Below are 24,230 nucleotides of genomic sequence, written 5' to 3'. Positions count from 1 at the left end.
CTTTTCCATCTCACGAAAAAAGAAGGAGTTTGCCATGTTCAACGGATTAAGTGCCTTCCCCCTGACGCCGTTCACACCGGACGGCGACATCGACGATGCCGGGTTCCAGCGCCTTCTGGAACGCCTGGTCACCGCGGGGGTGGATTCACTGGGCGTGCTCGGCTCAACCGGGAGCTACGCCTACCTGACCCGTGAACAGCGCAAACGGGTAGCGGCGCTGGCGAAAGCGCAGGCCGGGGCGATCCCGATGATGGTCTCTATCGGGGCGGTCAGCACCCGCCAGGTGTTGGATCTGGCGGATGATGCCCAGCACGCCGGGGCGGATGGCCTGCTGTTGCCGGCGATGTCTTACCAGACGCTGACGGAGGAGGAGGTTTACGGGCTGTTTGACACCGTATCGCGCCATGTTTCCGTGCCGGTCTGCGTTTATGACAACCCCGGCACCACCCATTTCACCTTCTCTGATGAGCTGCACGGCCGCATCGCCGCACTGCCGCGCATTGGCTCCATCAAGATCCCCGGCGTGCCTGCGGAAGCGGCCGCGGCCAACGCCCGCGTACAGCAACTGCGCGAAAAGATCCCGGCCACGGTGACCCTCGGGATCAGCGGGGATGCCTTTGCGGGCCTGGGGCTGAACGCGGGCTGCGAGGTCTGGTACTCGGTGTGTGGCGGGCTGTTCCCCCAGACGGCAAAAGCCATCACCGACGCCGCTGCCCGTGGTGACAAGGCCCAGGTTACTGCCCTCACTGAGCGCCTGGCACCGCTGTGGGCGCTGTTCCGCCGCCACGGCGGCAGCCTCCGCGTAATGGCCGCAGCGGCAGGGGTGCTGGGGCTGGTTAGCCCCACCTGCTTACCGCGCCCGCTGAAGCCGCTCTCTGCCCAGGATTGCGCGGAGATCGCCGCGGTGATTGAGGCACTTGGGTTGCGTTAGCCCGCCCTGCTGTCCGCTTCCGGCACAAAGCGGCCCCCTGTCAGGGCCTGGTATCCCTTTTCACCCGTGTGATTTTATGACCAGGGCCGGAACTCAATGGCGGGGGCGCAGGGTCGCGTTTACCGTATCAATAAACAGCCGTAACGCGACGGGCATATGACGATTCTGCGGGAAGTAGAGCGCCATACCTTGTGACGCTATCGTCCAGTCGTCTAACAACGTTACCAGTTGTTGGGTTGACAGCCACGGCCGGGCATAGCGCTCCGGCACGTAGGCCAGGCCCATCCCGGCAACAGCCGCCTCAACCATTAACGCGCTGCTGTTAAGGGTCAGGCTGCCCGGAACATCCAGGGCAAACCGTTGCTCATCCTGCTGGTATTCCCAATGGTAACGTTTCCCGCCCGGCAGGCGCTGCCGTAAGCAGGTGTGCTGCATGACATCCTGTGGATGCTGAATTTCAGGCCGCGAGGCCAGGTAATCAGGCGAGGCCACCGTAACAAAGCGCAACGGCCCGCTCAGGGAAACGGCCACCATATCTTTAGGCACATCTTCAAACAGCCGTATGCCTGCATCAAACCCCTGCTCCACAATATCCACCAACTGGCCTTGCGCGACGACATCCATTTCAATCCCCGGATATTTCTGGATGAATGCCGGCAATATGGCTTCCAGCAGCAGGCTGATCGCGGCATCACTGGCGCTGATGCGCAGTGTCCCATAGGGCTGATGGTCGCTGGCGGTCACGTCGTTCAGCAGCTCATCCATCTGGGTGAGCAGCGGTGCCAGGCGTTCAATCAGCATTTCGCCGGTTTCGGTCAATGCCACGCTTCGGGTTGTCCGGTGGAAAAGCCGCACGCCAAGCGCCGTCTCCAGCCCTTTGATCGTATGGCTGAGCGTTGAACGTTTCAGCCCGAGCACATCGGCAGCGCGGCGAAAACTGCGCTGGTCGGCCACTGTTTTTACTGCCAGTAATTCGTTCCAGGAAGGGCGTTTCATTGTTGAATATTTCACACCATCTCATGCCGGTTTGGGGAGATTATGCCATCAATCATTTGTTTTAAGCTGAACGTCAGTTCACTAAACGGAGATGAAAATCATGAAAACCTGGCTGATTACCGGCGCATCCAGCGGACTGGGCCGCCTGATGTGTGAAAACCTGCTGGCCCGTGGCGATCGGGTCGTGGCAAGTGTCCGGCGTGAAGCGGCATTAGAGGATATGCGCGTGCAATACGGTGATAATTTGCAGGTGGTGGTGCTTGATATCAGCAAGACGGCCACCATCAGGCCCCTCGTTGAAGCGGCATTTGCTCAGGCGGGGCACATTGATGTGGTGGTGAGCAACGCGGCTTATGGACTGTTTGGCGCAGCGGAAGAACTGGACGACAGACAGATTGAACGGCAGATCGCGACCAATCTCACCGGCTCAATCCAGCTGATTCGCGCAGTGATTCCGTTTATGCGGCAACAGGGCGGCGGCCGTATCGTGCAGGTTTCCTCGGAAGGGGGCCAAATCGCTTACCCCGGTTTCAGTGTGTATCACGCCACTAAATGGGGCATAGAAGGTTTTGTCGAAGCGGTGCGGCAGGAAGTGGCGGCGTTCGGCATCGACTTCTTGCTGGTAGAGCCGGGGCCGACGGCGACGCAGTTTGGTGCGGGGCTGGATATCGCTGATGCCTTACCCGTGTACCGTGAGACGGCAGCAGGAAAACTGCGGGCAGCGCTGATGAGCGGTGAGTTTGCGATTAAGGGGGATGCGCAAAAATGCGTTACGGCGATAATTACCGCGGCTGATGCTGCCGGCCCCCCGTTACGCCTGCCGCTCGGCAGCACCGCCTATGACAATATTGACGCGGCATTGCAGATGCGCCTGGACGCGCTGCACGCACTGAAAGCCGTGGCCTACGGCGCAGATCGCCAAAAGATGTAGGCAGAGACAGGCTTCACCGCCACAGGAGACCCGTTATTCAACTTTGTTGATACTATCAACCAATATTATTGACAACATTGCGACCCCATGTTAAATAAAAAATTGATAGTATCAACAATAAGGGAATTTATGTCTTATATTCATGACATCCGGGCTGAATTACGCTATCTCGTCAGAGAGCTGGGGTTACTTGATAAAAACTGTTTTGGGACGGGACTGTCATTGACGCAGGCTCATCTTCTCACCTATTTGTTCAAAAACGGAATAACGTCATTCAATGAGCTTCAAATTCAGTTAACTATCGATAAAGCCTCGCTAAGCCGGATGTTAACGGCTTTGATAGAGAAGGATTATGTTGAGTCGCTTTTTATATCAAAAGACAAACGGGTTAAACACTTCCGAATCACAACGGCAGGCCAGGCAACATTATCAAAAGCCAATAGCATAGCCGATAAAGACCTGAGCTTTATCAATGTGCACATGGAAAATAATGAAGCAGAAGCCCTTGTTAAAGGCTTAAGCACGTTCCGTAAAGGGGCATTCCGCCGCAACTGTGCGCGTAATCCGGAGAGGATCCTGATTGAGCGTTTGCGGGAAAACCAACGTTCAGAGGTTGACCGTCTTTTACGTGAAACCTTTTTTGATGAACAGAAAATTCCTGACCATCTCATCAGCATCCCTGAAGAATACGCAGGCAAATGGTGGGTAGCGCGTTCGGGAGAATATCTGCTGGGCGCCGTAGCCTGCTGGCAGGAAAATGATCAGTGCCACTGGGGGCGTTTTGCCGTTGAGCCGGAATACAGAGGCATGGGGATAGGCAAACGGTTAGCCCTCACCTCGTTAAAAGAATGCTTCCAGCACAATAACGAGATAATCATCGAAGCCCGGGATACAACGGTCAGGATTATTACCCAGCTTGGCGGGGACATTACCGGAGAGGCGTTTGATTTTTATGGTATGCCGGTGACGCCAATGAGGATAAACAAACAGGGCTTTGAAAAAGCCCAAAAAGGGGCATTACCTCGGCCGTGAAACCCTCTTACCGATAACGTCATGTTGAATGATGCCCCCGCCGGTAAAAACGCGCTGTTCTGATCTGGGTTTGCTCAGGCCGTTTTTTGTCATTCTCAGCGTTCAGGGCATCTATCACGTCAGCTTCAGCCTCCCGCTGCCGCCATTCCTGCCGCCCCGGATTGTTCATCTATACTGAATAGTGCCGTTGTCATTTGCCTGCAAGGTTGCGCACGGTTAATGACCTGACCCCTACCCTCCCCATGACCATCAGGAGAATAACATGCAAAAGAGCCAAACCTTGAAAGGGCTGCTCGTCGCATCGGCAGTCGCCGCAATGTTCAGCACTGCCGCAGTGCAAGCCCAGGCGCCGGCAAGCGCCGCGCAGACCAGTGCCGCAGGCCAGGCCGCATCGGGTGCCAAACTCAGCGCCGGTGATGAAAAAGCGGTGAAGGACATGGCACAGGCCAATATTAACGAAATCGCCGCCGCCAAGATCGCGCTGAGTAAAGCCCAGAGCAGTGACGTTAAAGCATTCGCCCAGAAGATGATTGAAGACCACGGCAGTGCCTTGACCAAAGTACAGACGGTCGCCCAGCAAAAAGGCATCGCACTGCCGACTGAGCCGGACGCCGAGCACAAAGCCATGGCCACCAAGCTGGAAGCGCAGAGCGGCAGCGCATTTGACAAGATGTACATGGAAAACGCCGGCACTAAAGACCACGAGATGGTGCTGTCGAAACTACAGAGTGACGCCAAAAACATCACGGACCCGGATGTGAAAGCCCTGGCCGAGGCGCATACGCCGGTGGTTGAACAGCACCTGAAATCCGCCCAGCAGATGTCGATGTAACCCGCTATGCCGGCAAGCCAGTGAACAGGTTATCCGGGGGCTGACGGTCCTGTGGCAGGGATCGCCCTTTGTTCGACGTGTTGCAGAATGTCATGACAGGAGTGTCATTGTTGTCAGGGTTGACGTACGGGTACGGCCCTTCATGCCAAAGTGCCGCCCGATGTTCGCCCATGTGCAGTCGCAAGCTGACACTCATTCAACATGTTGACCCGGCATCCACGCTGAGCCGCCGTGCGACAGGCTGCATGGCGCAAACAGTGCCGGGAAACGCTTAGCGTTGAAGTGCCGTAAGGATGGCGGCTTCCATTTTCTCCGGGGTGGTGATCGGGGCAAAACGCCTGAGTGGTTTACCGTCCCGTCCGATCAGGAACTTGGTAAAGTTCCAGGTGATCCGCCTGCCCAGTACGCCGGGCAACTCGGCTTTCAGGTAACGAAACACCGGGTGCGTTGAGCTGCCGTTAACCTCCACTTTCCCGAACATCGGGAAGCTCACACCGTAGTTGGTGTGGCAGGTCTGCGCGATGTCATCAGCACTGCCGGGTTCCTGCTTACCGAACTGGTTGCAGGGAAAACCAAGCACCACCAGCCCCTTTTCAGCGTATTTCTGGTAGAGCGATTCAAGGCCTGCGTATTGTGGCGTGAATCCACAATGGCTGGCGGTATTCACCACGATAACCAGCTTGCCGGCGTAGTCGGCCATTGGGATGAGCTGGCCACGCAGGCTGGTGGCTGTCAGTTGATGAAAAGCGGTCATGTCGGCATCCTCAGAAGTACGCACATCGCAGGGTCATTATGTCAGGCAGGATACGCGCCGGGCGCTCAGAATGGCACATTTTCTATGATCGATGCCCACTCCGGCACAGAACCGCCTGGGGCGGGTGCAATGTCCGCCAGGAGCGGGAAGCGGTCTATTGGGCCTTAACGCCCCCCTCTTCGGGTGGCGGGTGGCCTGGAAGAGGTGTTACGGCTGCACATGGATCCGGGGGTAGCGTTTATCCGTACCGGCGAGGTTATGTTTCTTGCTTAATCTCTGCCAATAGCCAGCGCTCAAAGGCGTGCAGCGCCGCGTTATTAATGCTTGTTTCGGCCGGTTTAATTAAAAAAAACCTTTTGCTTAATGATGTGGCTTCAGGCCAGGGTGCAACAAGCTCACCGTTATTTAATTCCCTTTCTACATACATGCGCGGCACCATTGCGACGCCTTGCCCTGACAGCGCAGCGGCAATCGACATTTCATGGAGATCATAGCGAATGCCCTGCGCCGGCTTATCAAGCACGATCCCGGTTTCCTGCGCATAGTGTTGCCATGCCTGCGGATTCTGGCGACGGTGGATCCTTGGAAGCGCATTTAATTCCGCGTTATCTGTTTTGTTCTCAACCAGTGCTGGATGACAGATGGGCAATAGCGTTTCCTGGAAAAGAAACTGCATATGCATGCCTGCCCATGCAGGATGATCAAAATGCACCACTGCGTCAAAGCCACTGCCGGCAAGAATAAAAGGATCGGTTCTGGCGGCAATGTTCACTGTGATATCAGGGTGCTGAAGGTAAAAGCCGGGCAGGCGGGGGATCAGCCAGCGGCATGAAAACGTCGGCAGTGCGGCGATATCCAGATTGGTACTGCCTTCCGGCATACCCATGATGGATTGGGTATCCCTTTCGAGCCGTTCAAGCGTTTCGCGTATCTGTTGTGCGTAGCGGGCGCCAATCGGATTGAGCTTAACGCGACTGCCGGTACGATCAAACAGCCTGCAATTCAGCATGGTTTCAAGGCGTGCTACCTGCCGGCTGACTGCTCCCTCGGTCAGTGACAATTCCTGCGCAGCGCGGGCGAAATTACCGTGCTTTGCTGCGGCCTCAAAGACAAGCAGAGCGCGGCTACTGGGGATTTTCATGGGCATGATAGCAGCCTTGAATGCCTGTGCAGGCCTTATTCTCAGTGACAAAATATCACTAAGCAGTGAAATAATATCGATTTTAACAGAGGAATACCTTGTTTAGCATGATGAAAAGTCATCCTCCACGTTATTGCTCGTTTTCACTCTTTAAGGGTATGTATGCAATCAGCTCTTTTTCCGTCCTGTCAGGTCGGCAGTTATGAGGTCATCGCGCTGAGCGATGGCACAATGGAAGCAACCCTGGATTTACTGTCAGGCATTCAGGTCGCTGAAGCTGAAAGTATCCAGCGCAGCGCCGGGATAGCGAATTATGGACACATCCATATCAACTGTTACCTCATCCGTGGGTGTGGACGCACTATCCTGATAGATGCCGGCGCAGGTGGGCATAACCACGTAGGCGGGCAACTCCGGGAAAAACAAGAGATGCTTGGCATCCACCCTGATGAGATTGACACAATATTATTGACGCACGGCCATCCCGATCATATTGGCGGCTTGCTGGATGAACGCGGAGGGCCTGTCTACAAAAAGGCTGAGCTTTATCTTCATCCACTTGAAGTTGAACACTGGCTGGATGATGAAAAACAGCAAAGCGCCAACGAGCGCGGCAAACGTAATTTCATTCTGGCGCGTAAGGTTTTAAACGCCTATGCCGGAAAGATACGTTTGGCTGGTGAGAGAGAGATAACGCCGGGGATTCGCCCTGTATGGCTGCCGGGCCATACGCCTGGGCATATGGGCTTCCGCATTGATTCAGGTGACCAGAGCCTGATGATATGGGGCGATCTCGTTCATTTTCCCCATGTCCAGTCAGCCTGCCCGTCGGTGGGCATTGCATTTGATGTTGATCTCGTTCAGGCCAGAGAAACACGGCAAAAATTCCTTGAACAGGCTGTCAGGGAAAAACTGCTTATTGCGGGAATGCATCTTAATCATGCCGGGTTTGCCCGCCTTCTCAGGGTTGAGAACGGTTACAGGGTGGTTTATCCATAAGGCTGACCAGCGGATGGCGGCGAGGGGGAAGCACACACGCCGGGGCTGCCTGGAAAACAGCACAAACTAAACATTTACATATTTAAATCTTTAAATATAATGCCCCCTCTTATTTATCGAAGGATTTTACTTATGTCGTCGCTTTTTGCTCCCCTGCAGTTGGGTGGTTACCCGCTCCGTAACCGTATTGCCCTGCCGCCGCTGACCCGTTGCCGCAGTGAGCAGCCCGGCAACATCCCTGGGGAAATGATGGTGGATTATTACCGCCAGCGCGCCAGCGCCGGCTTTATGATCACCGAAGGCACGCAGATTGAACCCCGCGGCCAGGGATATGCCTGGACGCCCGGTATACACAGCGAAGCGCAAATCGCAGGGTGGAAAAAAGTCACCGATGCGGTTCATGAAGAGGGCGGCACCATTTTCTGTCAGCTCTGGCACGTCGGCCGGGTTTCCCACACCGAACTTCAGCCGGAAAAGCAATCCCCCGTGGCACCCTCCCCGGTTACCGCTACCGGCGTCAGGGTATTTATTGAAACCGGGCCCGGTGCCGGCATCCTGACTGCACCCAGCACGCCGCGCGAACTGACGACGGCGGAAGTGAAAGAGATTGTGGTGATGTACCGTACCGCCGCGGAGAACGCAAAAAAAGCGGGCTTTGACGGTGTTGAGCTTCATTCAGCCAACGGTTATCTGATCAATCAGTTTATCTCTGAACACACTAACTTCCGTAGCGATGAATATGGCGGCTCACTTGATAACCGCCTGCGCTTCCTGCGTGAAGTGACTGAGGCAGTCAGCGCCGTATTCGGGAGTCACCGCGTCGGTGTGCGCTTTGCTCCCCTGTTTTCGAGTACGGATGAAGAGCGCGTCTATCTGGGGCTGGTTGAGAGCGATCCGCATGCCACCTACATCCGTGCAGCGCAGCTCCTGAACGAACTCGGCGTGGGTTATCTGTCAATCGCCGAAGCTGACTGGGATAATAGCCCGGATATGCCGGAGAGTTTTCGTATTGCGCTTCGGGAAACCTTCCGTTCACCGATTATGTATTCTGGCCGCTATACCCTGGAAAAAGCCGAACGTATGCTGGAAAAGGGCTGGGGAGATCTGTTCGGCTTCGGGCGCACGTTTATCGCTAATCCGGATTTACCTGCGCGTTTTAACGCGGGCTACCCGCTGAATAAAGTAGAGACAGCCTCGCTGTATGGCGGGACCCGAAAAGGTTATACTGATTATCCTTTTTACTCTTCCTGACACCTGGAGATGGCATGTCACCAGAAAACGCCATTAAATTACTGTCCAACCCTACGCGGGTTGCGGTGCTGAAATGGCTTAGAGCCCCTGATGAAGCTTTTGCTGGCTATTCTCAGCTCTACCCTTTCGAACAGTACGGTGTGTGTGCCAGTCTTATCCAGGACAAGGCGGGGCTGTCACAGCCCGCCACCTCGCTGTGTCTCAAAGCGCTGCATGATGCCGGGTTGCTTGAAGCCAGCAAAGTAGGCAAATGGACCTACTATCGCCGGCGCGACCAGGCAGTGCGCGAAATGAACGAGACGATCCTCCAGTCTCTGCAGGAATTGTGATCCTGTTTTATAGCCACCCTGTAAGCCACCCGCCCACTGGCAGGACGTTCTTGTGCGTATCACTCGTGCGCGCTGAAAATAAACGTCCGCGTTGAGCGAAAAGCGGACATGTCTCTTTTCACTTCTTAAGTGAATGCTAAAAGGCACAGTGGACTTCCCTGGCTTACTTTTATGTATTGAGACGGATGACGTCGCCCGAACACTCTCCGCCCTGAATGTTCATGATAACCAGGGCAGCACAATCCTCCGGAGCCTGCGCGATAAGTTCACCCCTGGCATCCCACGCGGCGCTTTTACCTGCCGGTTTCCAGCCACCTGACGGGCCACAGTAATTGGCCATCAGCGTGGGCATTGCGTAAAGTCTGGCGTAATGTTGAAGCTGCCCGGCATCTTTGTCATACCCACCGGCGCTCAACACGGAGTTCAGATACACGTCAGCACCCTGCTGTACCGTGCGTTCTGCATGCACCGGTTGTCCTGCATCTGCGCATATCGCTACGCCTACATTAAATGCCTGTTCCTTAAAAATGCACTCCGTATGACCCACTGAAAAATAGTCGGACTCCCCAGGGTGAAGATGCATTTTTCGGTAATAGAAAACAGGCCGCCCGGAAGAAATCACACAGGCACCAATGGCCGGTTTTCCCTCTTTAACACGCAGCGGTGCACCTGCGATAATCGTCATATCGTATCTGTCAGACAATACCTGAAGTGGGCTAAGACAGGCTTCATCAGCCAGAGCCAGCTCTTCAGCCATGTCAGGTTCATAACCTGTCAGAGAGAGTTCAGGGAAGATGATCAGGTTAACGCCTGCGGATGCTGCGGACTTAATCAGCATGTCGTGATAATGCATATTCTCATCGATACCGCCGCGCACCGGCGCAAACTGTCCTGCTGCGATGCGTAATCTTCTCTGAATACCTTCCATGCCACTCCTCGCCGGTTTTAGAATCCTCCGTTACCCTATAAAAATAAACACTATTCGTCATCATTTTTAACAGTTGTATCGATAACGAGCTTATCCGAACACCCACTTCCGGCACAGAGCAGACCAACAGGCAGATCGAATGAAAGGTGAATTCTGCCCAACCCCTTATGTAGCAACGTGCCCAACTACACAGCAGCCTATAATTATCCCCACACTAGTGGCGTGGGAGGCAGCATATGTTTGAAGGATTTACACATACACGGGTCAGCCTTTCAGAAGCAGAGCTCAATGTGCGCTATGGGGGGAATGGGCCACCTGTTCTGTTATTGCATGGACACCCCCGTACCCATGTAACCTGGTCAAAAGTGGCTCCCGAGCTAGCCAAATCATTTACCGTCGTATGCCCTGATTTGCGGGGGTTCGGCCAATCGTCAAAGCCGGCTGATCAGCGCGATCATGCGGGTTCTTCTAAAAGAGCTAAAGCAAAAGATTGTATTGAGTTGATGAGTCAGCTTGGTTTTGAGCAATTTGCGCTTGTTGGGCATGACAGAGGAAGTTACACAGCTTACAGAGCCGCTCTTGACTATCCAGAGCGAATCACACGGCTTGCCGTACTTGATTGCATTCCAATACTTGAAGCCCTCAACCGGTGTAATGAGAAGTTTGCCCGGCAGTGGTATCACTGGTTCTTCTTTGCTCAGCCAGAAAAACCGGAGCGGGCAATACTCGCTGATCCTGACAAATGGTATGGCGGGCAGCCTGAAACAATGGGAAATGAAGAGTACCTTGAGTTCAGAAAAGCTATTCATGATCCGGAAACTGTCCATGGGATGCTCGAGGACTATCGTGCCGGTCTTAGCATTGATAAAGAACATGAGCTTCAGGATCGTCAGAAAGGAAACCTGATTATGTGCCCAACGCTTTGTTTATGGTCAAAATATGATGATCTGGAAGATATATATGGCGATGTATTAGGTATCTGGAAAACCTGGGCACGTGATGTCCGGGGCAAGGCGATAGCCAGCGGTCACCATATGGCCGAGGAAAATCCAAAAGAAGTCACGGCTGAATTACAGCGTTTTCTGTTGCCATGCTGCCAGCAGCGCACAGATATATACTGATAGTGAAACGGCAATGTCCGTTTTTGGCACAGAGCAGCCTGACGAATGCCAAAATGTCCGCTGTGAGCGAACAGCGGACAATGGTCGGGCTGGTTGCTCTGACTCATATCTGCCCGGTCCGGAAAACAAACCGGGCATTTTGAACTGCGGCGTGCCTGCGGGGCTATTCCATGGCTGTCGGCCGAACAACAATTTCATTGATGTCGACCGTTTCCGGCTTGCTAATCGCAAATACGATAGTGTCGGCAAGCGTTTCTACAGGAATTGCTATTTCATGTATCTTCCTGACCTGCTCTGCTACCGCCGCATTCGTCACGCTGGACGGTAAGTCGGTATCGACCGGCCCCGGAGAAATAATCGTGCTGCGGATATTATAAGGTGTCATTTCCATGCGCAGGCCTTCAGATATGGCTCTGACAGCAAATTTAGTTGCGGAATAAACGGCTGTGGTCGGACGGACGCGATGTCCTGAGAGCGAGGAAACGTTGATAATATGTCCGCTGTTTTGCGCTTTCATAAAAGGAAGTGCCGCAGCAATACCATAAAGCGTGCCTTTCAGGTTGATATCAATCGCCCGGTTCCAGTCATCAACTTGCAGCTCATCAAGACGGGAGTTTGGCATGATACCGGCATTATTAATGAGCACATCGACCCGGCCAAATACCTCAACCGCTTTATTTACCAATGCCTCAACATCCTGAAGATTTGCCACATCCGTCTTCGCTACTTCAACCTTTCCTCCTGCCGCAGTGATTTCTTCAGCCAGGGCATTAAGCTTGTCCAGCCGACGTGCGCCCAGCACGACACAGGCCCCGGCTGCGCTTAACCGGCGGGCTGTGGCTTCGCCAATACCGCTGCTGGCGCCTGTGATGACAACGACTTTTCCACTGATATTACTGATCATAAAAGGTTTCCTTTAGGGGGACAGGGAACAAAAACGATAACGGGCCAGGCGTAACCGGAAACGTTCTGACCATTCGTTATTCAGGCGGGGCGATTATAGTCAGAGACCAGATTGTGTAATATTCCGCATTACTACACTTCAGTTATGCAAAAATTCACAAGCCATAAGCAGGTTCAATGCAACTGTTTAAAAAACCCATTACGGGGGTGATGTGGCGGGCATGGCGCACATCCTTATGTACACTCATCCAAATGTCTTGAGTAAGAACGGGACCGTCTGGTTGAACAGGCACAAGATGATATTCTTTTGCCAGATAATCGGGCAACAGAGCTATACCCGCATGACCGGCTGCCGTTATAGCCTGTATACGCAAATCATTGCTGAAAAATACAACGGGGCGTCCTGCACAATGCTTTTTCAGCCACGCCTGCTGTGGGGTGTCTGCTACTGAATCATCGTAAGCGATAACACTTAATTCCTGCCCTGATGCAAGATACCCGGCACTGCCGTAAAGCGTAAAACTCACCTGGCCGAGTCGTCTGGTTATGACTGCTGACTCGACGGGACGAACCAGACCGAGGGTTATGTCCGCTTCACGACGGGCAAGAGAAAGGCGTTCTTTGGTTCCCGTCAGGCTTAAACGAATACGCGGATACTGTTTGTAAAAGCTGCCAATGTGCGGAGCAATAAGGTTGCCCATGAACACGTGAGGTGCAGCGATAACCACATCACCTTCCACTACACCCTGCTCTGCCCCGGAAAACCGCTCTAATGAGTATGCAGAGTCACTCATCTGATCACCGTAGCGGGCCACCTGGCGACCATCTTCCGTCAGGGTATAGGAGCGCGGCCTCCGGTCTACCAACCTGAGGTTAACAGAGGCTTCAAGCGACGCTATTCGCCGGGCAACCGTGGCATGATCAACACCCAGTTTCCTTGCCGCTGACGCCAGTGAACCTGTCTGCGCAAAAGTTGAAAAATAGCGTAAGTCTTCCCAGTCAAACATAGTGCCTCAAAAATCAGCGTAGTTAAGCTACCTGTTTTTCACCTTACACCCGATGCGCTGTGCCTTACAAACAACGCGGCGCATCATTCTGTTACCGTGAAATCATCCCTTTTCAAAGAGTCTTTCACACATAATCACGATAAAAACCAGCCCGCAGTAAACGCGATGAACGGCACACTCAGGCTTAATGAACGTCCGCTTCCGGCACAAAACGGGCCGCCACATAAGCCGATGCCCGTTATGAGCGGAGGGCGGCCGTCCGGCATCAGCTCTTCCTGGTGAACAGTCATGCCGATGAAGGGAGTAAGCCTGTAGCCGCTCGTCCTGACGGCCAGATGATTATCACTGAGGTTTGGCCCGGCAATGACGTGCGCTCCGCGTTCCTCCGCCTCCCACTTCCGGCATTTCAGCCGTCTCAAACCGTTCATCTATACTGACTATTGCAATAGTCATTTGCCGACGAGGCCACGCACAGTGAATGGCCTGGCGCGCACCGGCTGCAAAAATCCTTGTGGCATTGCAGGATGCGACTCAGCGCTAAAAGGAAAAACCTCTGTTTATCCGGGAGATAACTAATGAAAATAACCGATTTTGTTTATTCCGCCCTGATTGGCTTTGTCGCCAGCTGCCGTTCCATGACGCCGATGGCGGCCCTGGCTACAGCACGCGCTGCCGGGCGCGACACCTCGGGCAGTCTCCTGCTGCTGGACCGTCCGCTATTCAAATACGGCGCGTTAGCGATGGGCGTAGGTGAACTCTTTGGCGACAAGATGAAGTCAGCGCCGGACCGCACCGTATTTTTGGGCTTGTCAGCACGCGTGGCCAGTGCAGGGATTGCGGGCGCCGCATTGGCACCCCGCGGAGAAGAAAAAACCGGGGCAGCGATCGCTGTCTCTGCCGCTGTGCCACTTGCCTATGCAACGCTTGCGGCACGCAAAAAGGCCATGGCAGCGATGGGGCAGACCAAGAGCGGCCTGATTGAAGATACGCTCATCGTCGCTCTCGGCGCCGCGGTGGTCTTCTTCGCCACGCGCCCACATCGTATTTAAACGCACGCAGTCTGCAAGGGATGTAACGTCGCGATGTGCTGCTTTGCCATCACAAATTTTCGGCCGGGGGAAAGGATATGCGGAACAGCGTTGATGGCGACGGGTGATGTCGAGAATGACGCCGCCCGACTTAACGAGCCTGCCGCAATCCGCGACTGTCAGGCTGCCGTGCGTACTGCCTGTCCAGCGTCTTTGGAACCGGCTGCTTATAGCCAAGGACGGCATCCGCACCGATCGTTTGCACTGCGTCCATCGCCTCTGCGGCCACCGATGCACCCAAGGCCTTGGCGATCTGCGTTAATGAAAACACATCACGATTTTTTTCAATTCAGCCAACGTCCGCTTCTGACACAAAACAGACCGCCGCATAAACCTATGGTCGTTATGAGCGAGGAGCGGACATTTCCGCTTCAGCCTGGCAGCGCTTAACCCCCTTTAACCTTCCAAATATGGGAAGTATCTTCTTATTTTTGCCGATTTATTCCTCTTTTTGATAAAGGTATATTCTGAAACGGCTCATTTACGGCTACCGCCGGTAAATAGGTGGGGCATGTTAACCGTGCATAATGTGAGCAACTGTTCGTAATGACGATATAAACGGTATTGAGGAGACAGTGGCACAGTACGAGGCCACATAGTGATCTTTCATTGCTGATGGTGCCGACATGTTCTACCGAAAGCGGGAAGGTGGCTCTATGAAAATTAGCGAGGATAGCGTGATGAATAAAGATAGCGGGCATTCACAACCCGATTTGCAGGTTGTGCTTCAGGCATATATGAAAGGCGAGTCGGTCCCCTGTTCTCCAACTGAAGCCTATATGCACGAGGTTCTGACTCAATATATTGACGCCTTAAACCAGAAGAACCCTCAGAAAATCCTGGATATGTACGCGGAAGACGCAGTGATTATTGATCCGGTGGGCGCAAATCCTGTCTCCGGGAAACGTCATATTGAAACCTTCGTCAGGGAGGGGCTGTCTGCAATGCGAAAAGCGGAATTATCTGCTCCGATTCGCACATCTCCCGGTGGGTCAGCGGCCATGGCTTTCACAATTAACATGGATTTTGGCGACCACGAAGTGCTTATCCAGGTGGTAGACGTAATGCGCTTTAATGCAGACGGTAAAATTGTGGCGCTAAACGCTCACTGGGGTGTGGATGACATACAAATTATTAAGGGTGAAAAAGAGACGTTTCTTCCGAAATATATGCCTGATGTCAATACATTACGACCACCTACGGAAGCTCATATGCGAGGTGTGCTGCATTCCTATCTCGATCATATCAATAATAAAGATGTCGATGCCTTTCTGGGTTTGTTTGCGCAGGATTTCAGTGGTGAGGATCCGGTAGGCACAGCACCGATTACAGGGTTAGAAAACCTGGCGTCTTTTGTAAAAAACGGGATGGCTTCCAGGGTAGAGCTCAATGCACCTGTACGGGCAACGCAGGGGAAATCTGCTGCGATGGCGTTCTCCATTCATACAGAACTGGGAGGGCAAAACGTCATTATCGACGTTATCGACGTAATGAAATTCAATGAGGCGGGAGAGATTGTGGAGACAAAAGCCTACTGGGGTGAGAAGAACGTCAGAACCACTGAGGTGAACGGATAATATTAATGTCTTGAGGCCCGTATCCGGACAGTGAATTCAACCACGTCCGCTTCCGGCACCAGGCTGCCGGGCGCGTGGCCCTGTCCGCGTTGAGCAGGGAGAGGACATTACGCCAGGAAGCGGTGTCAGAAGCGGGTTATCAGAGAGGGCCGGCTCTTCTTCAGAGACAGAAGCCCGGCGAAACCGGGCCTCTGAAAAGCCGAGGGAGTGCAGGTAATCGCTAGATTTGCGCTGAGCCGCCGTCAACAAACACTTCGCTTCCATTAACGAAACTGCTGTCATCCGATGCCAGGAACAGTGCCGCGGCAGCCACCTCCGCGGGTTCAGCCAGCCGGCCCAGAGGCGTTGTGGATTCAACCGCGCGGAGCATTTCACTGTTTAATGTCTCGTCAGGCGAAAGGCCATGCCAGCCCGGTGTTGAGGTTGCGCCCGGCACCAGGATATTGACCCGAATCTTTCTCGGCGCCAGTTCCAGGATCCACGCCCGGGCAAAATTACGCACGGCAGCTTTGCTGGCGCTGTAGACGCTAAATGCCGGCACACCGGTCGTGGCGCTGGTGGAACCGGTCAGTATGACAGAAGCCCCCTCTTTCAGTAGAGGTAGCGCTTTCTGTACGGTAAAAAGCGTGCCTTTAACATTAGTGTCAAAGATTCGGTAGTAATGCGCTTCGGTAATATCTGCCAAAGGGGCGAACTCTCCGCCGCCGGCGTTGGCGAAGAGTACGTCAATATGCCCGGCCTGCCGCTGGACTTCCTGAAACAACGCCTCCACATCCTGCATTTTCGAGATATCACTGGGTATCCCGACCGCATTATGACCTACTTCAAAAACCGCTTTTTCAAGTTCGCCTGCACGGCGCCCCGTCATAAAGAGTTGCGCGCCCTCCGCGGCAAAACGCTTTGCCGATGCCAGTCCAATACCGCTGTTAGCGCCAGTGATGACCACGACTTTTCCTTCCAGCTTGCCCATGTTTTTATCCCGGTTGCGAAGTAGAAGAAGAGAGTAACGCTATACTTTCATATATAATAGTACCTACCAAAAGGTAAGTATGAAGGAAAAGTTATGGAGCCGGTCTGCGGCCTTGATGTGGCGTTGCATTATATTGGCGGGAAATGGAAACCTCTGCTGTTGTTCCATTTACAGTTTAGTCCGCGCCGCTTTGGCGAACTCAAGCGCCTGACGGCAGGCATCAGTGAAAAAGTGTTGATTCAGCAACTTAAAGCGCTCACTGAAGATGGCATTCTGATAAGACACGATTTCCAGGAGGTGCCGCCCAGGGTTGAATACAGCATTACTGAGTTTGGACGTACACTGGCGCAGGCGTTACAACCTCTTTGCGAATGGGGAAACGCTAACCGCTTCCGCGTCCAGGCGGGAGAACAGCAGTAAAGGAATGCCTGATAAGCATCCAATGCGTGATGTCTGCCACCCTATTTTTCTCGTTGCGGGTCTGAAAACAGAGGATATCCAATGAAGAGAATTGCGATTGATATGGATGAGGTGATTGCTGACTTTAACAGCAAGATAATCCCGAGCTTTAATAGCCGGTTTGCTCTGCAAATCAGCCTGGCTGACCTGGAGGGGTTAACCATCCAGCAACTCCATCCGGAACTCAGAGAGCAGGTTGAAGAGATGATCGGCGAAGCGGGCTTTTTTGCCGATCTGGATGTCATACCGCACAGCCAGGAGGTCATCAAAAAACTGACCGAAACCTATGAGGTGTTTATCACCACCGCGGCGATGGAATTTCCGCTGTCGTTTAATGCCAAATTCCAGTGGCTGGCCAAACATTTCTCCTTTATCAGCCCGATGAATATCGTCTTCTGTGGTAATAAAAGCATCCTGAACGCAGATTATCTGATTGATGATAATGCGCGCCATTTTGAGCATTTCAGAGGGGAAGGGATCTTATTTTCTGCCCCTCATAACCGGCAGGTCAGCGGTTTTCGGCGGGTAGGCAGCTGGCTGGAGGTTGAGCATCTGTTTTGCTCATAACGGGAGAAACAGGGCCAATGACACGTAAGCCCATGACATGTCCGGCTTAATTTCATCAACCCTCGGTATGCTTATTAACGACCATTCAGGGTGCGCATGGGATGTTATGGCCGTGTGGCACCCTCCAGCAGGCCATTCACCAACAGGGTAAAAACCTGAATCGCTTTAGGTAATGCCTGCTGCGGATCTGCGCTGGCGGCCACCCACTGGGCGGCATTCAGTGCAGCACCATTTAACAGCCAGGCGGTGGCATCGACATCTACCGGTTTGATTAAGCCGCGTTCAATCAGATCTGAAATGCTTTCGCGAGTGGCGTCGAGGCAGTTATTCTGGCTCGGCCATTTTGTCGGGTCCCCCAGAAAAGCCGGGCCATCAAGCAGCACGATGCGCCGGACTTCTTCATCCAGGGCCATCTTGATATAGGCTATCCCTTCAGCCAGCAGCTTTTGCTGGTCATCACCGGAATGTGCCGCTGCACGTTTAGCGCTTTGCGCCATTTCAGAATCTATCTGCGTAACCACCGCAGCAAGCAACCCTTTTTTATCCCCAAAATTATGGTACAGGGCCCCACGGGTCAGCCCGACACTGGCGGTCAAATCATCCATTGATGCGGCTGCAAACCCTTTTTCGGCAAAGGCTTTTCGTGCGGCCGCAATCAACTTGGTGCGGGTTTCTTCCATCGTTTCGGCGCGGCGTTTGGCAGCCATGCGGTCTCCTTGCAGCAGACGCAGCGTAAGTAGTTTGACATACGCCGCGTATGTGTGATTAAGTTTACATACGCCGCGTATATTAATTCATTTGTTTATGCCGCGCATCCGCTGTCGCACAACCGCAAAAAGGAGACGTTATGAACCAGCCGCAACCCGTTTTCCCTGCAAATCGCCATGCTCTCTATGAGAAGCATGGTTATTCTGCCGCGATCCGCTCAGGCGATTTACTGTTTGTTTCCGGACAGGTGGGTAGCCGGGAGGACGGTACACCTGAGCCCGTCTTTGCAACGCAGGTAGAGCGTGCCTTTGATAATCTCAAGGCCACGCTTGCCGCTGCAGGGTGTACGTTTGACGATCTTATCGATGTGACAACCTTTCATACCGATCCGGAGAATCAATTCCCCACCGTTATGCAGGTGAAACAAACCGTTTTCCCCACGCCGCCGTATCCGAACTGGACAGCCGTGGGTATTAACTGGCTGGCGGGCTTTGATTTTGAGATAAAGGTCATCGCCCGGATCCCTTAACATTATGAATAAAAACATCGCATACAGATATCAGGAGAACCGATATCTGTATGTTTATGTGCAGCCAGGTCAGCAACATCCGCGCCCGGCACAACCCGGCCGTTCGCATACCACCTCCGCAAAAAACCTTTTCCCCCTTGAGATAACAGGCAGTAAGGCACAGGCCACCGCCCTTAACTGCCTCGCTGCCACGGCGGCGGCATCCGCGTGACGGCATGGCAATCGCCTGAGTGATTGAAGCACCCGCCTCAGTTGCCCTGCCCGGCCTCTTCTGCGCGCTGCGCGCAGAGCTGATCACGCATCCACTGGCCTGCCGGGCCGGGCGGGGTCACGCGGCTCCAGACGGCATCCACCGTGATCTGTTGCGGCCAGCCGGGCATCGGCAATGCCTTTAAGACGTTATGGCCAAACTGCTCCACCAGCCAGCGCGGTAAAACCGCCCAGCCAAACCCCTGTTCAGCCATCTCCAGCAATAACAGGTAGGAGGGCGCAGACCAGACGCGCCCGGTGGTCTCCTGGCGGCAGTTATGCAGCCAGGTGTTCAGGCGCAACTGGCGTACCGTTTTCAGCTGTTCCATCTCCACCTGCGGCTGGTGTGCCAGCGGGTGCGACTGATGCAGCCAGACAGCGATTTCCGGCTTTATCTGCAACCTGGCCGTCGCGATATCACCGGGAAGCTGCGCCTGGCTGCGGATCACCCCGAGGTGTGCCCTGCCCTGTTGCAGCAGCGCCAGCACATCTTCATCTTCGGCAATCATGCATTCAAACTCGATGTCCGGGTAACGTTCGGAAAAACGGCGCAGCAGCAGCTCATGGTGATCGGCCTGCCAGAAATCCGAGATCGCCATGCTCAGCCTCGGCTCCACCTGGCCGCCGAGCCGCAGCGCCAGCTCATCCAGCCGCTGCGCCGCCTGAAGGATCTCCTGCGCCTGCGCCAGCACGCGCTGCCCCGACTCGGTGAGCTGCGGTTTCCGGCCTGAGCGGTCAAACAGCAGCACGCCAAGATCGATCTCCAGATTGGCAATCGCGGTGCTGATGGTGGACTGGCTTTTCCCCAACGCCCGCGCCGCTGCGGAAAATGAGCCGCTTTCAGCAGCTTGTACAAATGCGCTTAACGCTTCCGGTGAATACCGCATATCATCTATCGCTTTTTTCGATGGGAACTCATTTTATTCTTGCATAAAAAACGATGAATATAGCCCCCCTGATGAGTGTAAGGAGAGGCTATGCAGTCACGTTCACTGAAAGAGCGGATTTTACACGCGGTGGGATTTGAGGTGACGGCGATTCTTACGGTGTCGCCGCTGGCCGCCTGGGTGATGGATAAACCCCTGTTTGATATGGGGGCGCTGGCGATTGCGCTCTCCACGGTCGCGATGCTGTGGAATATGATTTACAACACGCTGTTTGACCGTTTCTTCCCACCGGCCAACAAACGCCGGTTACTGCTGCGCGCCTGCCACGCGATGGGGTTCGAGGGCGGGTTTATCCTGATCGGCCTGCCGATTGCGGCGTATATGCTGTCGATTTCGTTATGGCAGGCTTTCCTGATTGAAGTCGCCTTTTTCCTGTTCTTCCTGCCCTATACCCTGGCGTGGAACTGGGTGTGGGACGCCCTGCGCGGCAAGTGGATCGCCAAAGAGACCTGCCGGACATAACGGTAAAACAAACCGGCGGGCGGTGATGTTTTCTGCTAATAGATAGTGTCGTTAACCGATAAAACATGCCGTATTTTAGGGAGAGCCCATGACCGTCGCCTGTTTACATACCGCTGCCGGCAATATCGCTGTGTTTGATGAGGCGGCGAATTCGCTTGCCATTCCCGCTACCCGCCTCAGCCATATTGTGGTGCCGCACTGGCTGGAGGAGGCGGAAAAAAGCGGCGGCCTGACGGCAGAACAACGGGCCAGGCTGGCCGGCTTCCTGCAAAACCTGACACCCTTTTTCGATGCCATCCTGATAACCTGCTCCACCCTGGGGCCGGTGGTGGAGGATATCCCCGCCGGCCCCTGCCCGGTGCTCAGAACCGATAAACTGCTGGCAGATGCCCTGCACGCCCTGCCGGGAAAATCCGTGGTGCTGTGCGCCGCCCCTTCAACGCTGGCGTCCACCACCGCCCTGTTCTGCCCGCCCGGCCTCGCGCCGGAACAGCAGCCGGAGGTGAACTTGATCGCCGGTGCCTGGGAAGCGTTCAAAGCGGGCCACCACGCGCGCTATCTGTCCCAGATTGCGGAGGCGGCGCAACAGGCTTACCGGCAAGGCGCGGAGCATGTGGCGTTGGCGCAAGTGTCAATGACCCCGGCAGTGCGCAATTTCCCGCCGCCGCGCCGCCCCCTGACCAGCCCCCACCTGGCCCTGCAACACTGTTTCGGCTGCTGACCCCCGCTTACCCCACGGAAAAAAGACAAGGGACGGAAATGTCACTCTGGTTATCACACCCTCTGTTTCTCCCCTCGGCGGTGGTGGGCGTCACCCTGCTGCTGTGGGCGACCTCGCTGCTGCCGGAATTCCTCACCGCGCTGCTGTTTTTTACTGTGGCGATGGCGGCACACATCGCGCCGCCGGAGGTCATTTTCGGCGGCTTTGCCTCTTCGGCGTTCTGGCTGGTGTTCAGCGGCTTTGTGCTGGGCGTGGCGATCCGTAAAACCGGGCTGGCCGACCGGGTGGCGGGCGCACTGTCAGCGGGGCTGACGGGTTCCTGGCTGCGGATGGTGGCGACGGTGGTGTTGCTGAGCTATGCGCTGGCCTTTGTGATGCCGTCCAATATGGGGCGCATCGCGCTGCTGATGCCGGTGGTGGCCGCGATGGGTGCACGCGCCGGTATTCAGGAGGGCACCCGCGCCTGGTATGGGCTGGCGCTGGCGGTGGGGTTCGGCACCTTCCAGCTTTCCGCCACCATTCTGCCCGCCAACGTCCCTAATCTGGTGATGAGCGGCGCGGCAGAGGGGGCATTCGGCCTGCATTTTGGTTACCTCTCTTACCTGCTGCTGCACACGCCGGTGCTCGGCATCCTGAAGGGGCTGGTGCTGATCCTGCTTATTCACCGCCTCTTTCCGGGGCAGCCGCATCCCCCGCGCCATACCGCCGCGCCTGCGCCGATGAGTGGGGCAGAGAAGCGGCTGGCCTGGCTGCTGGCGGCGGTGCTGGGGATGTGGGTCACCGAGGGCTGGCACGGCATCGGCCCGGCCTGGACGGGGCTGGCTGCCGCCTGTGTGACGCTGCTGCCGCGGGTGGGGTTTATAACCGGCGAGGAGTTCGCCTCCGGCGTGAACCTGCGAACCTGCATTTATGTGGCGGGGATCCTGGGGCTGGCGGTGACCGTGACACATACCGGCATCGGCACTGCCGTCGGGCAGGCGCTGCTGCACGCCCTGCCGCTGGACCCGGCGCGCCCGTTCACCAGTTTTGTGGCGCTGACCGGCATCACCTCTGCCCTGAACTTCATCATGACCGCCAACGGCGTGCCGGCGCTTTACACCACACTGGCGCAACAGTTCGCGGATGCCACCGGCTTCCCGCTGCTGTCGGTGATCATGATCCAGGTATTGGGCTACTCCACGCCGCTGCTGCCCTATCAGGCCTCGCCGATCGTGGTGGCAATGGCGCTGGGCAAGGTGCCGGTGCGCGCCGGTATGCTGCTGTGCCTCGCGCTGGCGGTGGTCACTTTTCTGGTGTTGCTGCCGCTGGATTACGCCTGGTTCCGCGTATTAGGGAAACTCTAGCGCCGCGTCAGGAAAAGGCGCTGAACAGCGCAAACAGCACCAGTGCCAGCCCGCCGCCGACATCAATGATTTTTTTCAGGAGGCGGGTGTCCCTGTTTACGGCAGAGCGCAGCAGCACCCGGCTGGCCAGCGTCAGCCAGAGCACCATGATCACGATATGCACGGACGCGAGGATCAGGTAGTGGCTGAACTCGCCCTGTTTCCCGGCGAACTGCGACACCACCGTCAGGTAGAACAGGATGGCTTTGGGGTTCAGCACATTGGCCAGATAAGCCGCTTTCACCGAGACCACCGGGCCGCTGCGCCCAAAGGTGAGCGTTTCCGCGTTAATACAACTCCAGATCAGTTGCCCGCCCAGCCAGAGCAGGTAGAGCGTGCCGGCGACTTTCAGAAGGCCAAACAACCAGGGCGAGGCGACCAGCAGCGAGGTAATGCCCAGCCCGATAAGCAGCGCATGGGTGTAGATCCCGAGCGCCGTGCCGGTCAGGGTAGAGGCCAGCCCCCGGCGGCCGCCGGAGAGCGCGCTGTTCATGGCGAGGGTGAAACTGGCGCCCGGTGAAAGCACCACCGGCAGGAGAGCGGGGATAAAGCCCGGTAAATTGATGTCCATCAGCACTCTTTTCTCCCTGTTGTTCAGCCCCTTTCAGGCGAAACCGATTTTCACGCCACGTCAACAAGGCGGTTGCAGGGAGTGTTAATGCCGGGCGGCAATCCGTCAACGCAATACCGGGTAAAAAGCCCGGCCTGCGCCCCTCTACACACTGAAATTAAACGCGATGGAGATGCGCGGGCGGGTAGCGGTCACCCGCGTCACGGCATGTTGCAGCCAAGAGGGGAACATCACCAGCGTGCCGCTTTTTGGGGTGATGGCGGTGGTTAACCCGGCGCTCAGGCAATCGGCGATGCGCATCCGCAGCTCCGGGTTATACATGGAGGGCAGCACGCCGCGCGGGTCGTGGAACTCCAGTTCGCCGCCGGTCGCTGTCTCTTCCTCTCCGCTGTGGCCGTCATCCACCCAGTAAACGCCAGACCAGAACGCGCCGGGATGGGCGTGCAGCGCATTGGCGTTACCGGCCCGGTTTACGTTGGCCCAGGCGTTGATCTTCCAGTCAAACTCCGGCAGCACCAGCCCCTGTTCCGGGTGCTGCACCGCCGTCAGCTCATACGCCAGCGCGCGGGCAAACGCCGTCAACGCCCTGGCGCCCATGCCCGGCCACTCGGTGAAATCAGCAGCCGATTGCCAGCCCCCGACATTGCTGTGCCGCACGCCAAGGTTGTCCTCAGCCTGCCGCTGGGCAATCTCCGCTTTCAGTGCCTCATTAAGCGCCTCCGCCGCCGGGTGCTCGACCAGCGCCAGCGGCGTCACGAACAGGCGTTGGATGCGGATATCCTGCGGGTTCAGCAGGTTAGGGACAGCGGACTCGGGCACAGAGGACATGGGTACAGCTCCAGGCT

General features: G+C 55.5%; 27 protein-coding genes. 16 read left to right on the top strand and 11 right to left on the bottom strand.

Translation table 11 applies throughout. The annotated features are described in order from the left end of the window. Positions 1-34 precede the first annotated feature (34 nt). Entirely contained in the window at positions 35-931 is an 897-nt protein-coding gene (locus tag CYR52_RS05410; RefSeq protein ID WP_101828126.1) for a dihydrodipicolinate synthase family protein, read from the top strand. A 93-nt stretch (positions 932-1,024) separates the two neighbouring features. On the opposite strand, the gene CYR52_RS05405 is transcribed toward CYR52_RS05410, so the two are convergent. Further along, on the bottom strand, positions 1,025-1,927 hold the full coding sequence (locus CYR52_RS05405) for a LysR family transcriptional regulator (protein WP_072929414.1): 903 nt from the start codon (positions 1,925-1,927) through the stop codon (positions 1,025-1,027). A 100-nt stretch (positions 1,928-2,027) separates the two neighbouring features. Here CYR52_RS05405 and CYR52_RS05400 point away from each other — a divergent pair, with 100 nt between their 5' ends. From CYR52_RS05400 to CYR52_RS05390, 3 genes are all read left to right on the top strand, one after another. Next, positions 2,028-2,858, top strand: coding sequence for an SDR family oxidoreductase (locus CYR52_RS05400; protein WP_101828176.1), 831 nt, complete (start codon positions 2,028-2,030; stop codon positions 2,856-2,858). A 129-nt stretch (positions 2,859-2,987) separates the two neighbouring features. After that, positions 2,988-3,890 carry a GNAT family N-acetyltransferase gene (locus tag CYR52_RS05395; protein ID WP_101828125.1) on the top strand — a complete coding sequence of 301 codons (903 nt, stop codon included), beginning with the start codon at positions 2,988-2,990 and terminating at the stop codon, positions 3,888-3,890. Positions 3,891-4,152: 262 nt separating this feature from the next. After that, complete coding sequence (locus CYR52_RS05390; protein ID WP_072929417.1) at positions 4,153-4,722, top strand: DUF4142 domain-containing protein; 570 nt, start codon at positions 4,153-4,155, stop codon at positions 4,720-4,722. Between the two features lie 271 nt (positions 4,723-4,993). Here the strand turns inward: CYR52_RS05390 and CYR52_RS05385 are convergent, their stop codons facing one another. Together CYR52_RS05385 and CYR52_RS05380 are read right to left on the bottom strand one after the other, a co-directional pair. Continuing rightward, positions 4,994-5,476: a glutathione peroxidase gene (locus CYR52_RS05385; protein ID WP_101828124.1), complete on the bottom strand. Its 483-nt coding sequence runs from the start codon at positions 5,474-5,476 to the stop codon at positions 4,994-4,996. Between the two features lie 256 nt (positions 5,477-5,732). Beyond that, positions 5,733-6,623 carry a LysR substrate-binding domain-containing protein gene (locus CYR52_RS05380; protein ID WP_101828123.1) on the bottom strand — a complete coding sequence of 297 codons (891 nt, stop codon included), beginning with the start codon at positions 6,621-6,623 and terminating at the stop codon, positions 5,733-5,735. Between the two features lie 156 nt (positions 6,624-6,779). On the opposite strand from CYR52_RS05380, the gene CYR52_RS05375 reads away from it, so the two are divergent. The 3 genes from CYR52_RS05375 (at position 6,780) to CYR52_RS05365 (ending at position 9,196) form a co-directional block, all read left to right on the top strand. After that, complete coding sequence (locus CYR52_RS05375; RefSeq protein WP_101828122.1) at positions 6,780-7,616, top strand: MBL fold metallo-hydrolase; 837 nt, start codon at positions 6,780-6,782, stop codon at positions 7,614-7,616. Positions 7,617-7,748: 132 nt separating this feature from the next. Then, positions 7,749-8,867 carry an alkene reductase gene (locus CYR52_RS05370; RefSeq protein WP_072929425.1) on the top strand — a complete coding sequence of 373 codons (1,119 nt, stop codon included), beginning with the start codon at positions 7,749-7,751 and terminating at the stop codon, positions 8,865-8,867. A gap of 14 nt (positions 8,868-8,881) precedes the next feature. Further along, the gene (locus CYR52_RS05365) at positions 8,882-9,196 is read left to right on the top strand and encodes an ArsR/SmtB family transcription factor (protein WP_072929427.1); all 315 of its coding nucleotides are present in this window, start codon (positions 8,882-8,884) and stop codon (positions 9,194-9,196) included. A gap of 169 nt (positions 9,197-9,365) precedes the next feature. Here CYR52_RS05365 and CYR52_RS05360 read toward each other — a convergent pair whose 3' ends face one another. Then, entirely contained in the window at positions 9,366-10,124 is a 759-nt protein-coding gene (locus tag CYR52_RS05360) for a carbon-nitrogen hydrolase family protein (protein ID WP_101828121.1), read from the bottom strand. Between the two features lie 236 nt (positions 10,125-10,360). On the opposite strand from CYR52_RS05360, the gene CYR52_RS05355 reads away from it, so the two are divergent. Continuing rightward, positions 10,361-11,245: an alpha/beta fold hydrolase gene (locus CYR52_RS05355; protein WP_072929431.1), complete on the top strand. Its 885-nt coding sequence runs from the start codon at positions 10,361-10,363 to the stop codon at positions 11,243-11,245. 163 nt (positions 11,246-11,408) lie between these two features. On the opposite strand, the gene CYR52_RS05350 is transcribed toward CYR52_RS05355, so the two are convergent. Further along, positions 11,409-12,149 (bottom strand): SDR family oxidoreductase, encoded by a 741-nt coding sequence (locus CYR52_RS05350; RefSeq protein WP_101828120.1) that lies wholly within the window; start codon positions 12,147-12,149, stop codon positions 11,409-11,411. A 154-nt stretch (positions 12,150-12,303) separates the two neighbouring features. After that, a complete protein-coding gene (locus tag CYR52_RS05345; protein ID WP_101828119.1) occupies positions 12,304-13,155 on the bottom strand; it encodes a LysR family transcriptional regulator in 852 nt (283 codons plus the stop codon). A gap of 575 nt (positions 13,156-13,730) precedes the next feature. Between CYR52_RS05345 and CYR52_RS05340 the strand changes: the two genes are divergently transcribed. Then, entirely contained in the window at positions 13,731-14,204 is a 474-nt protein-coding gene (locus CYR52_RS05340; RefSeq protein ID WP_101828118.1) for a hypothetical protein, read from the top strand. Positions 14,205-14,899: 695 nt separating this feature from the next. Continuing rightward, on the top strand, positions 14,900-15,820 hold the full coding sequence (locus tag CYR52_RS05330) for a nuclear transport factor 2 family protein (RefSeq protein WP_165699066.1): 921 nt from the start codon (positions 14,900-14,902) through the stop codon (positions 15,818-15,820). Positions 15,821-16,040: 220 nt separating this feature from the next. Here the strand turns inward: CYR52_RS05330 and CYR52_RS05325 are convergent, their stop codons facing one another. Beyond that, on the bottom strand, positions 16,041-16,790 hold the full coding sequence (locus CYR52_RS05325) for an SDR family NAD(P)-dependent oxidoreductase (RefSeq protein ID WP_101828116.1): 750 nt from the start codon (positions 16,788-16,790) through the stop codon (positions 16,041-16,043). A 93-nt stretch (positions 16,791-16,883) separates the two neighbouring features. Here CYR52_RS05325 and CYR52_RS05320 point away from each other — a divergent pair, with 93 nt between their 5' ends. After that, positions 16,884-17,210, top strand: a complete 327-nt coding sequence (locus tag CYR52_RS05320; RefSeq protein WP_101828115.1) for a winged helix-turn-helix transcriptional regulator — start codon at positions 16,884-16,886, stop codon at positions 17,208-17,210. An 81-nt stretch (positions 17,211-17,291) separates the two neighbouring features. Next, positions 17,292-17,816 (top strand): 5' nucleotidase, NT5C type, encoded by a 525-nt coding sequence (locus CYR52_RS05315; protein ID WP_072929467.1) that lies wholly within the window; start codon positions 17,292-17,294, stop codon positions 17,814-17,816. A 104-nt stretch (positions 17,817-17,920) separates the two neighbouring features. On the opposite strand, the gene CYR52_RS05310 is transcribed toward CYR52_RS05315, so the two are convergent. Next, positions 17,921-18,523, bottom strand: a complete 603-nt coding sequence (locus CYR52_RS05310) for a TetR/AcrR family transcriptional regulator (RefSeq protein ID WP_072929469.1) — start codon at positions 18,521-18,523, stop codon at positions 17,921-17,923. Between the two features lie 140 nt (positions 18,524-18,663). Between CYR52_RS05310 and CYR52_RS05305 the strand changes: the two genes are divergently transcribed. Then, positions 18,664-19,053: a RidA family protein gene (locus CYR52_RS05305; protein WP_101828114.1), complete on the top strand. Its 390-nt coding sequence runs from the start codon at positions 18,664-18,666 to the stop codon at positions 19,051-19,053. Between the two features lie 248 nt (positions 19,054-19,301). Here the strand turns inward: CYR52_RS05305 and CYR52_RS05300 are convergent, their stop codons facing one another. Continuing rightward, entirely contained in the window at positions 19,302-20,189 is an 888-nt protein-coding gene (locus CYR52_RS05300; protein ID WP_072929473.1) for a LysR family transcriptional regulator, read from the bottom strand. A 90-nt stretch (positions 20,190-20,279) separates the two neighbouring features. Between CYR52_RS05300 and CYR52_RS05295 the strand changes: the two genes are divergently transcribed. The 3 genes from CYR52_RS05295 (at position 20,280) to CYR52_RS05285 (ending at position 22,775) form a co-directional block, all read left to right on the top strand. Beyond that, positions 20,280-20,711 (top strand): multidrug/biocide efflux PACE transporter, encoded by a 432-nt coding sequence (locus tag CYR52_RS05295; protein ID WP_072929475.1) that lies wholly within the window; start codon positions 20,280-20,282, stop codon positions 20,709-20,711. Between the two features lie 88 nt (positions 20,712-20,799). After that, positions 20,800-21,432 carry a glutamate racemase gene (locus tag CYR52_RS05290; RefSeq protein WP_101828113.1) on the top strand — a complete coding sequence of 211 codons (633 nt, stop codon included), beginning with the start codon at positions 20,800-20,802 and terminating at the stop codon, positions 21,430-21,432. Positions 21,433-21,470: 38 nt separating this feature from the next. Continuing rightward, positions 21,471-22,775, top strand: coding sequence for an SLC13 family permease (locus tag CYR52_RS05285; protein ID WP_101828112.1), 1,305 nt, complete (start codon positions 21,471-21,473; stop codon positions 22,773-22,775). Between the two features lie 7 nt (positions 22,776-22,782). On the opposite strand, the gene CYR52_RS05280 is transcribed toward CYR52_RS05285, so the two are convergent. Together CYR52_RS05280 and CYR52_RS05275 are read right to left on the bottom strand one after the other, a co-directional pair. Then, positions 22,783-23,385 carry a LysE family translocator gene (locus CYR52_RS05280; RefSeq protein WP_101828175.1) on the bottom strand — a complete coding sequence of 201 codons (603 nt, stop codon included), beginning with the start codon at positions 23,383-23,385 and terminating at the stop codon, positions 22,783-22,785. Positions 23,386-23,529: 144 nt separating this feature from the next. Next, positions 23,530-24,213 carry a TIGR02466 family protein gene (locus tag CYR52_RS05275; RefSeq protein WP_072929481.1) on the bottom strand — a complete coding sequence of 228 codons (684 nt, stop codon included), beginning with the start codon at positions 24,211-24,213 and terminating at the stop codon, positions 23,530-23,532. Positions 24,214-24,230: the final 17 nt, after the last annotated feature.

It is taken from the genome of Chimaeribacter arupi (assembly GCF_002858805.1).
GTDB lineage: Bacteria > Pseudomonadota > Gammaproteobacteria > Enterobacterales > Enterobacteriaceae > Chimaeribacter > Chimaeribacter arupi.
The sequence above is the reverse complement of the archived record's forward strand: the minus strand, read 5'-3'. Positions and strand labels throughout refer to the sequence as shown.

What these genes read in the sequence shown, in the direction of transcription:
- CYR52_RS05375 (WP_101828122.1), top strand. Translation starts at nt 6,780, where the DNA reads ATGCAATCAGCTCTTTTTCCGTCCTGTCAGGTCGGCAGTTATGAGGTC.
- CYR52_RS05350 (WP_101828120.1), bottom strand. Translation starts at nt 12,149, where the DNA reads ATGATCAGTAATATCAGTGGAAAAGTCGTTGTCATCACAGGCGCCAGC.
- CYR52_RS05310 (WP_072929469.1), bottom strand. Translation starts at nt 18,523, where the DNA reads ATGGCTGCCAAACGCCGCGCCGAAACGATGGAAGAAACCCGCACCAAG.
- CYR52_RS05295 (WP_072929475.1), top strand. Translation starts at nt 20,280, where the DNA reads ATGCAGTCACGTTCACTGAAAGAGCGGATTTTACACGCGGTGGGATTT.
- CYR52_RS05405 (WP_072929414.1), bottom strand. Translation starts at nt 1,927, where the DNA reads ATGAAACGCCCTTCCTGGAACGAATTACTGGCAGTAAAAACAGTGGCC.
- CYR52_RS05330 (WP_165699066.1), top strand. Translation starts at nt 14,900, where the DNA reads ATGAAAATTAGCGAGGATAGCGTGATGAATAAAGATAGCGGGCATTCA.
- CYR52_RS05305 (WP_101828114.1), top strand. Translation starts at nt 18,664, where the DNA reads ATGAACCAGCCGCAACCCGTTTTCCCTGCAAATCGCCATGCTCTCTAT.
- CYR52_RS05275 (WP_072929481.1), bottom strand. Translation starts at nt 24,213, where the DNA reads ATGTCCTCTGTGCCCGAGTCCGCTGTCCCTAACCTGCTGAACCCGCAG.
- CYR52_RS05300 (WP_072929473.1), bottom strand. Translation starts at nt 20,189, where the DNA reads ATGCGGTATTCACCGGAAGCGTTAAGCGCATTTGTACAAGCTGCTGAA.
- CYR52_RS05340 (WP_101828118.1), top strand. Translation starts at nt 13,731, where the DNA reads ATGAAAATAACCGATTTTGTTTATTCCGCCCTGATTGGCTTTGTCGCC.
- CYR52_RS05325 (WP_101828116.1), bottom strand. Translation starts at nt 16,790, where the DNA reads ATGGGCAAGCTGGAAGGAAAAGTCGTGGTCATCACTGGCGCTAACAGC.
- CYR52_RS05320 (WP_101828115.1), top strand. Translation starts at nt 16,884, where the DNA reads ATGGAGCCGGTCTGCGGCCTTGATGTGGCGTTGCATTATATTGGCGGG.
- CYR52_RS05380 (WP_101828123.1), bottom strand. Translation starts at nt 6,623, where the DNA reads ATGCCCATGAAAATCCCCAGTAGCCGCGCTCTGCTTGTCTTTGAGGCC.
- CYR52_RS05315 (WP_072929467.1), top strand. Translation starts at nt 17,292, where the DNA reads ATGAAGAGAATTGCGATTGATATGGATGAGGTGATTGCTGACTTTAAC.
- CYR52_RS05385 (WP_101828124.1), bottom strand. Translation starts at nt 5,476, where the DNA reads ATGACCGCTTTTCATCAACTGACAGCCACCAGCCTGCGTGGCCAGCTC.
- CYR52_RS05410 (WP_101828126.1), top strand. Translation starts at nt 35, where the DNA reads ATGTTCAACGGATTAAGTGCCTTCCCCCTGACGCCGTTCACACCGGAC.
- CYR52_RS05345 (WP_101828119.1), bottom strand. Translation starts at nt 13,155, where the DNA reads ATGTTTGACTGGGAAGACTTACGCTATTTTTCAACTTTTGCGCAGACA.
- CYR52_RS05280 (WP_101828175.1), bottom strand. Translation starts at nt 23,385, where the DNA reads ATGGACATCAATTTACCGGGCTTTATCCCCGCTCTCCTGCCGGTGGTG.
- CYR52_RS05370 (WP_072929425.1), top strand. Translation starts at nt 7,749, where the DNA reads ATGTCGTCGCTTTTTGCTCCCCTGCAGTTGGGTGGTTACCCGCTCCGT.
- CYR52_RS05395 (WP_101828125.1), top strand. Translation starts at nt 2,988, where the DNA reads ATGTCTTATATTCATGACATCCGGGCTGAATTACGCTATCTCGTCAGA.
- CYR52_RS05365 (WP_072929427.1), top strand. Translation starts at nt 8,882, where the DNA reads ATGTCACCAGAAAACGCCATTAAATTACTGTCCAACCCTACGCGGGTT.
- CYR52_RS05360 (WP_101828121.1), bottom strand. Translation starts at nt 10,124, where the DNA reads ATGGAAGGTATTCAGAGAAGATTACGCATCGCAGCAGGACAGTTTGCG.
- CYR52_RS05355 (WP_072929431.1), top strand. Translation starts at nt 10,361, where the DNA reads ATGTTTGAAGGATTTACACATACACGGGTCAGCCTTTCAGAAGCAGAG.
- CYR52_RS05290 (WP_101828113.1), top strand. Translation starts at nt 20,800, where the DNA reads ATGACCGTCGCCTGTTTACATACCGCTGCCGGCAATATCGCTGTGTTT.
- CYR52_RS05390 (WP_072929417.1), top strand. Translation starts at nt 4,153, where the DNA reads ATGCAAAAGAGCCAAACCTTGAAAGGGCTGCTCGTCGCATCGGCAGTC.
- CYR52_RS05400 (WP_101828176.1), top strand. Translation starts at nt 2,028, where the DNA reads ATGAAAACCTGGCTGATTACCGGCGCATCCAGCGGACTGGGCCGCCTG.
- CYR52_RS05285 (WP_101828112.1), top strand. Translation starts at nt 21,471, where the DNA reads ATGTCACTCTGGTTATCACACCCTCTGTTTCTCCCCTCGGCGGTGGTG.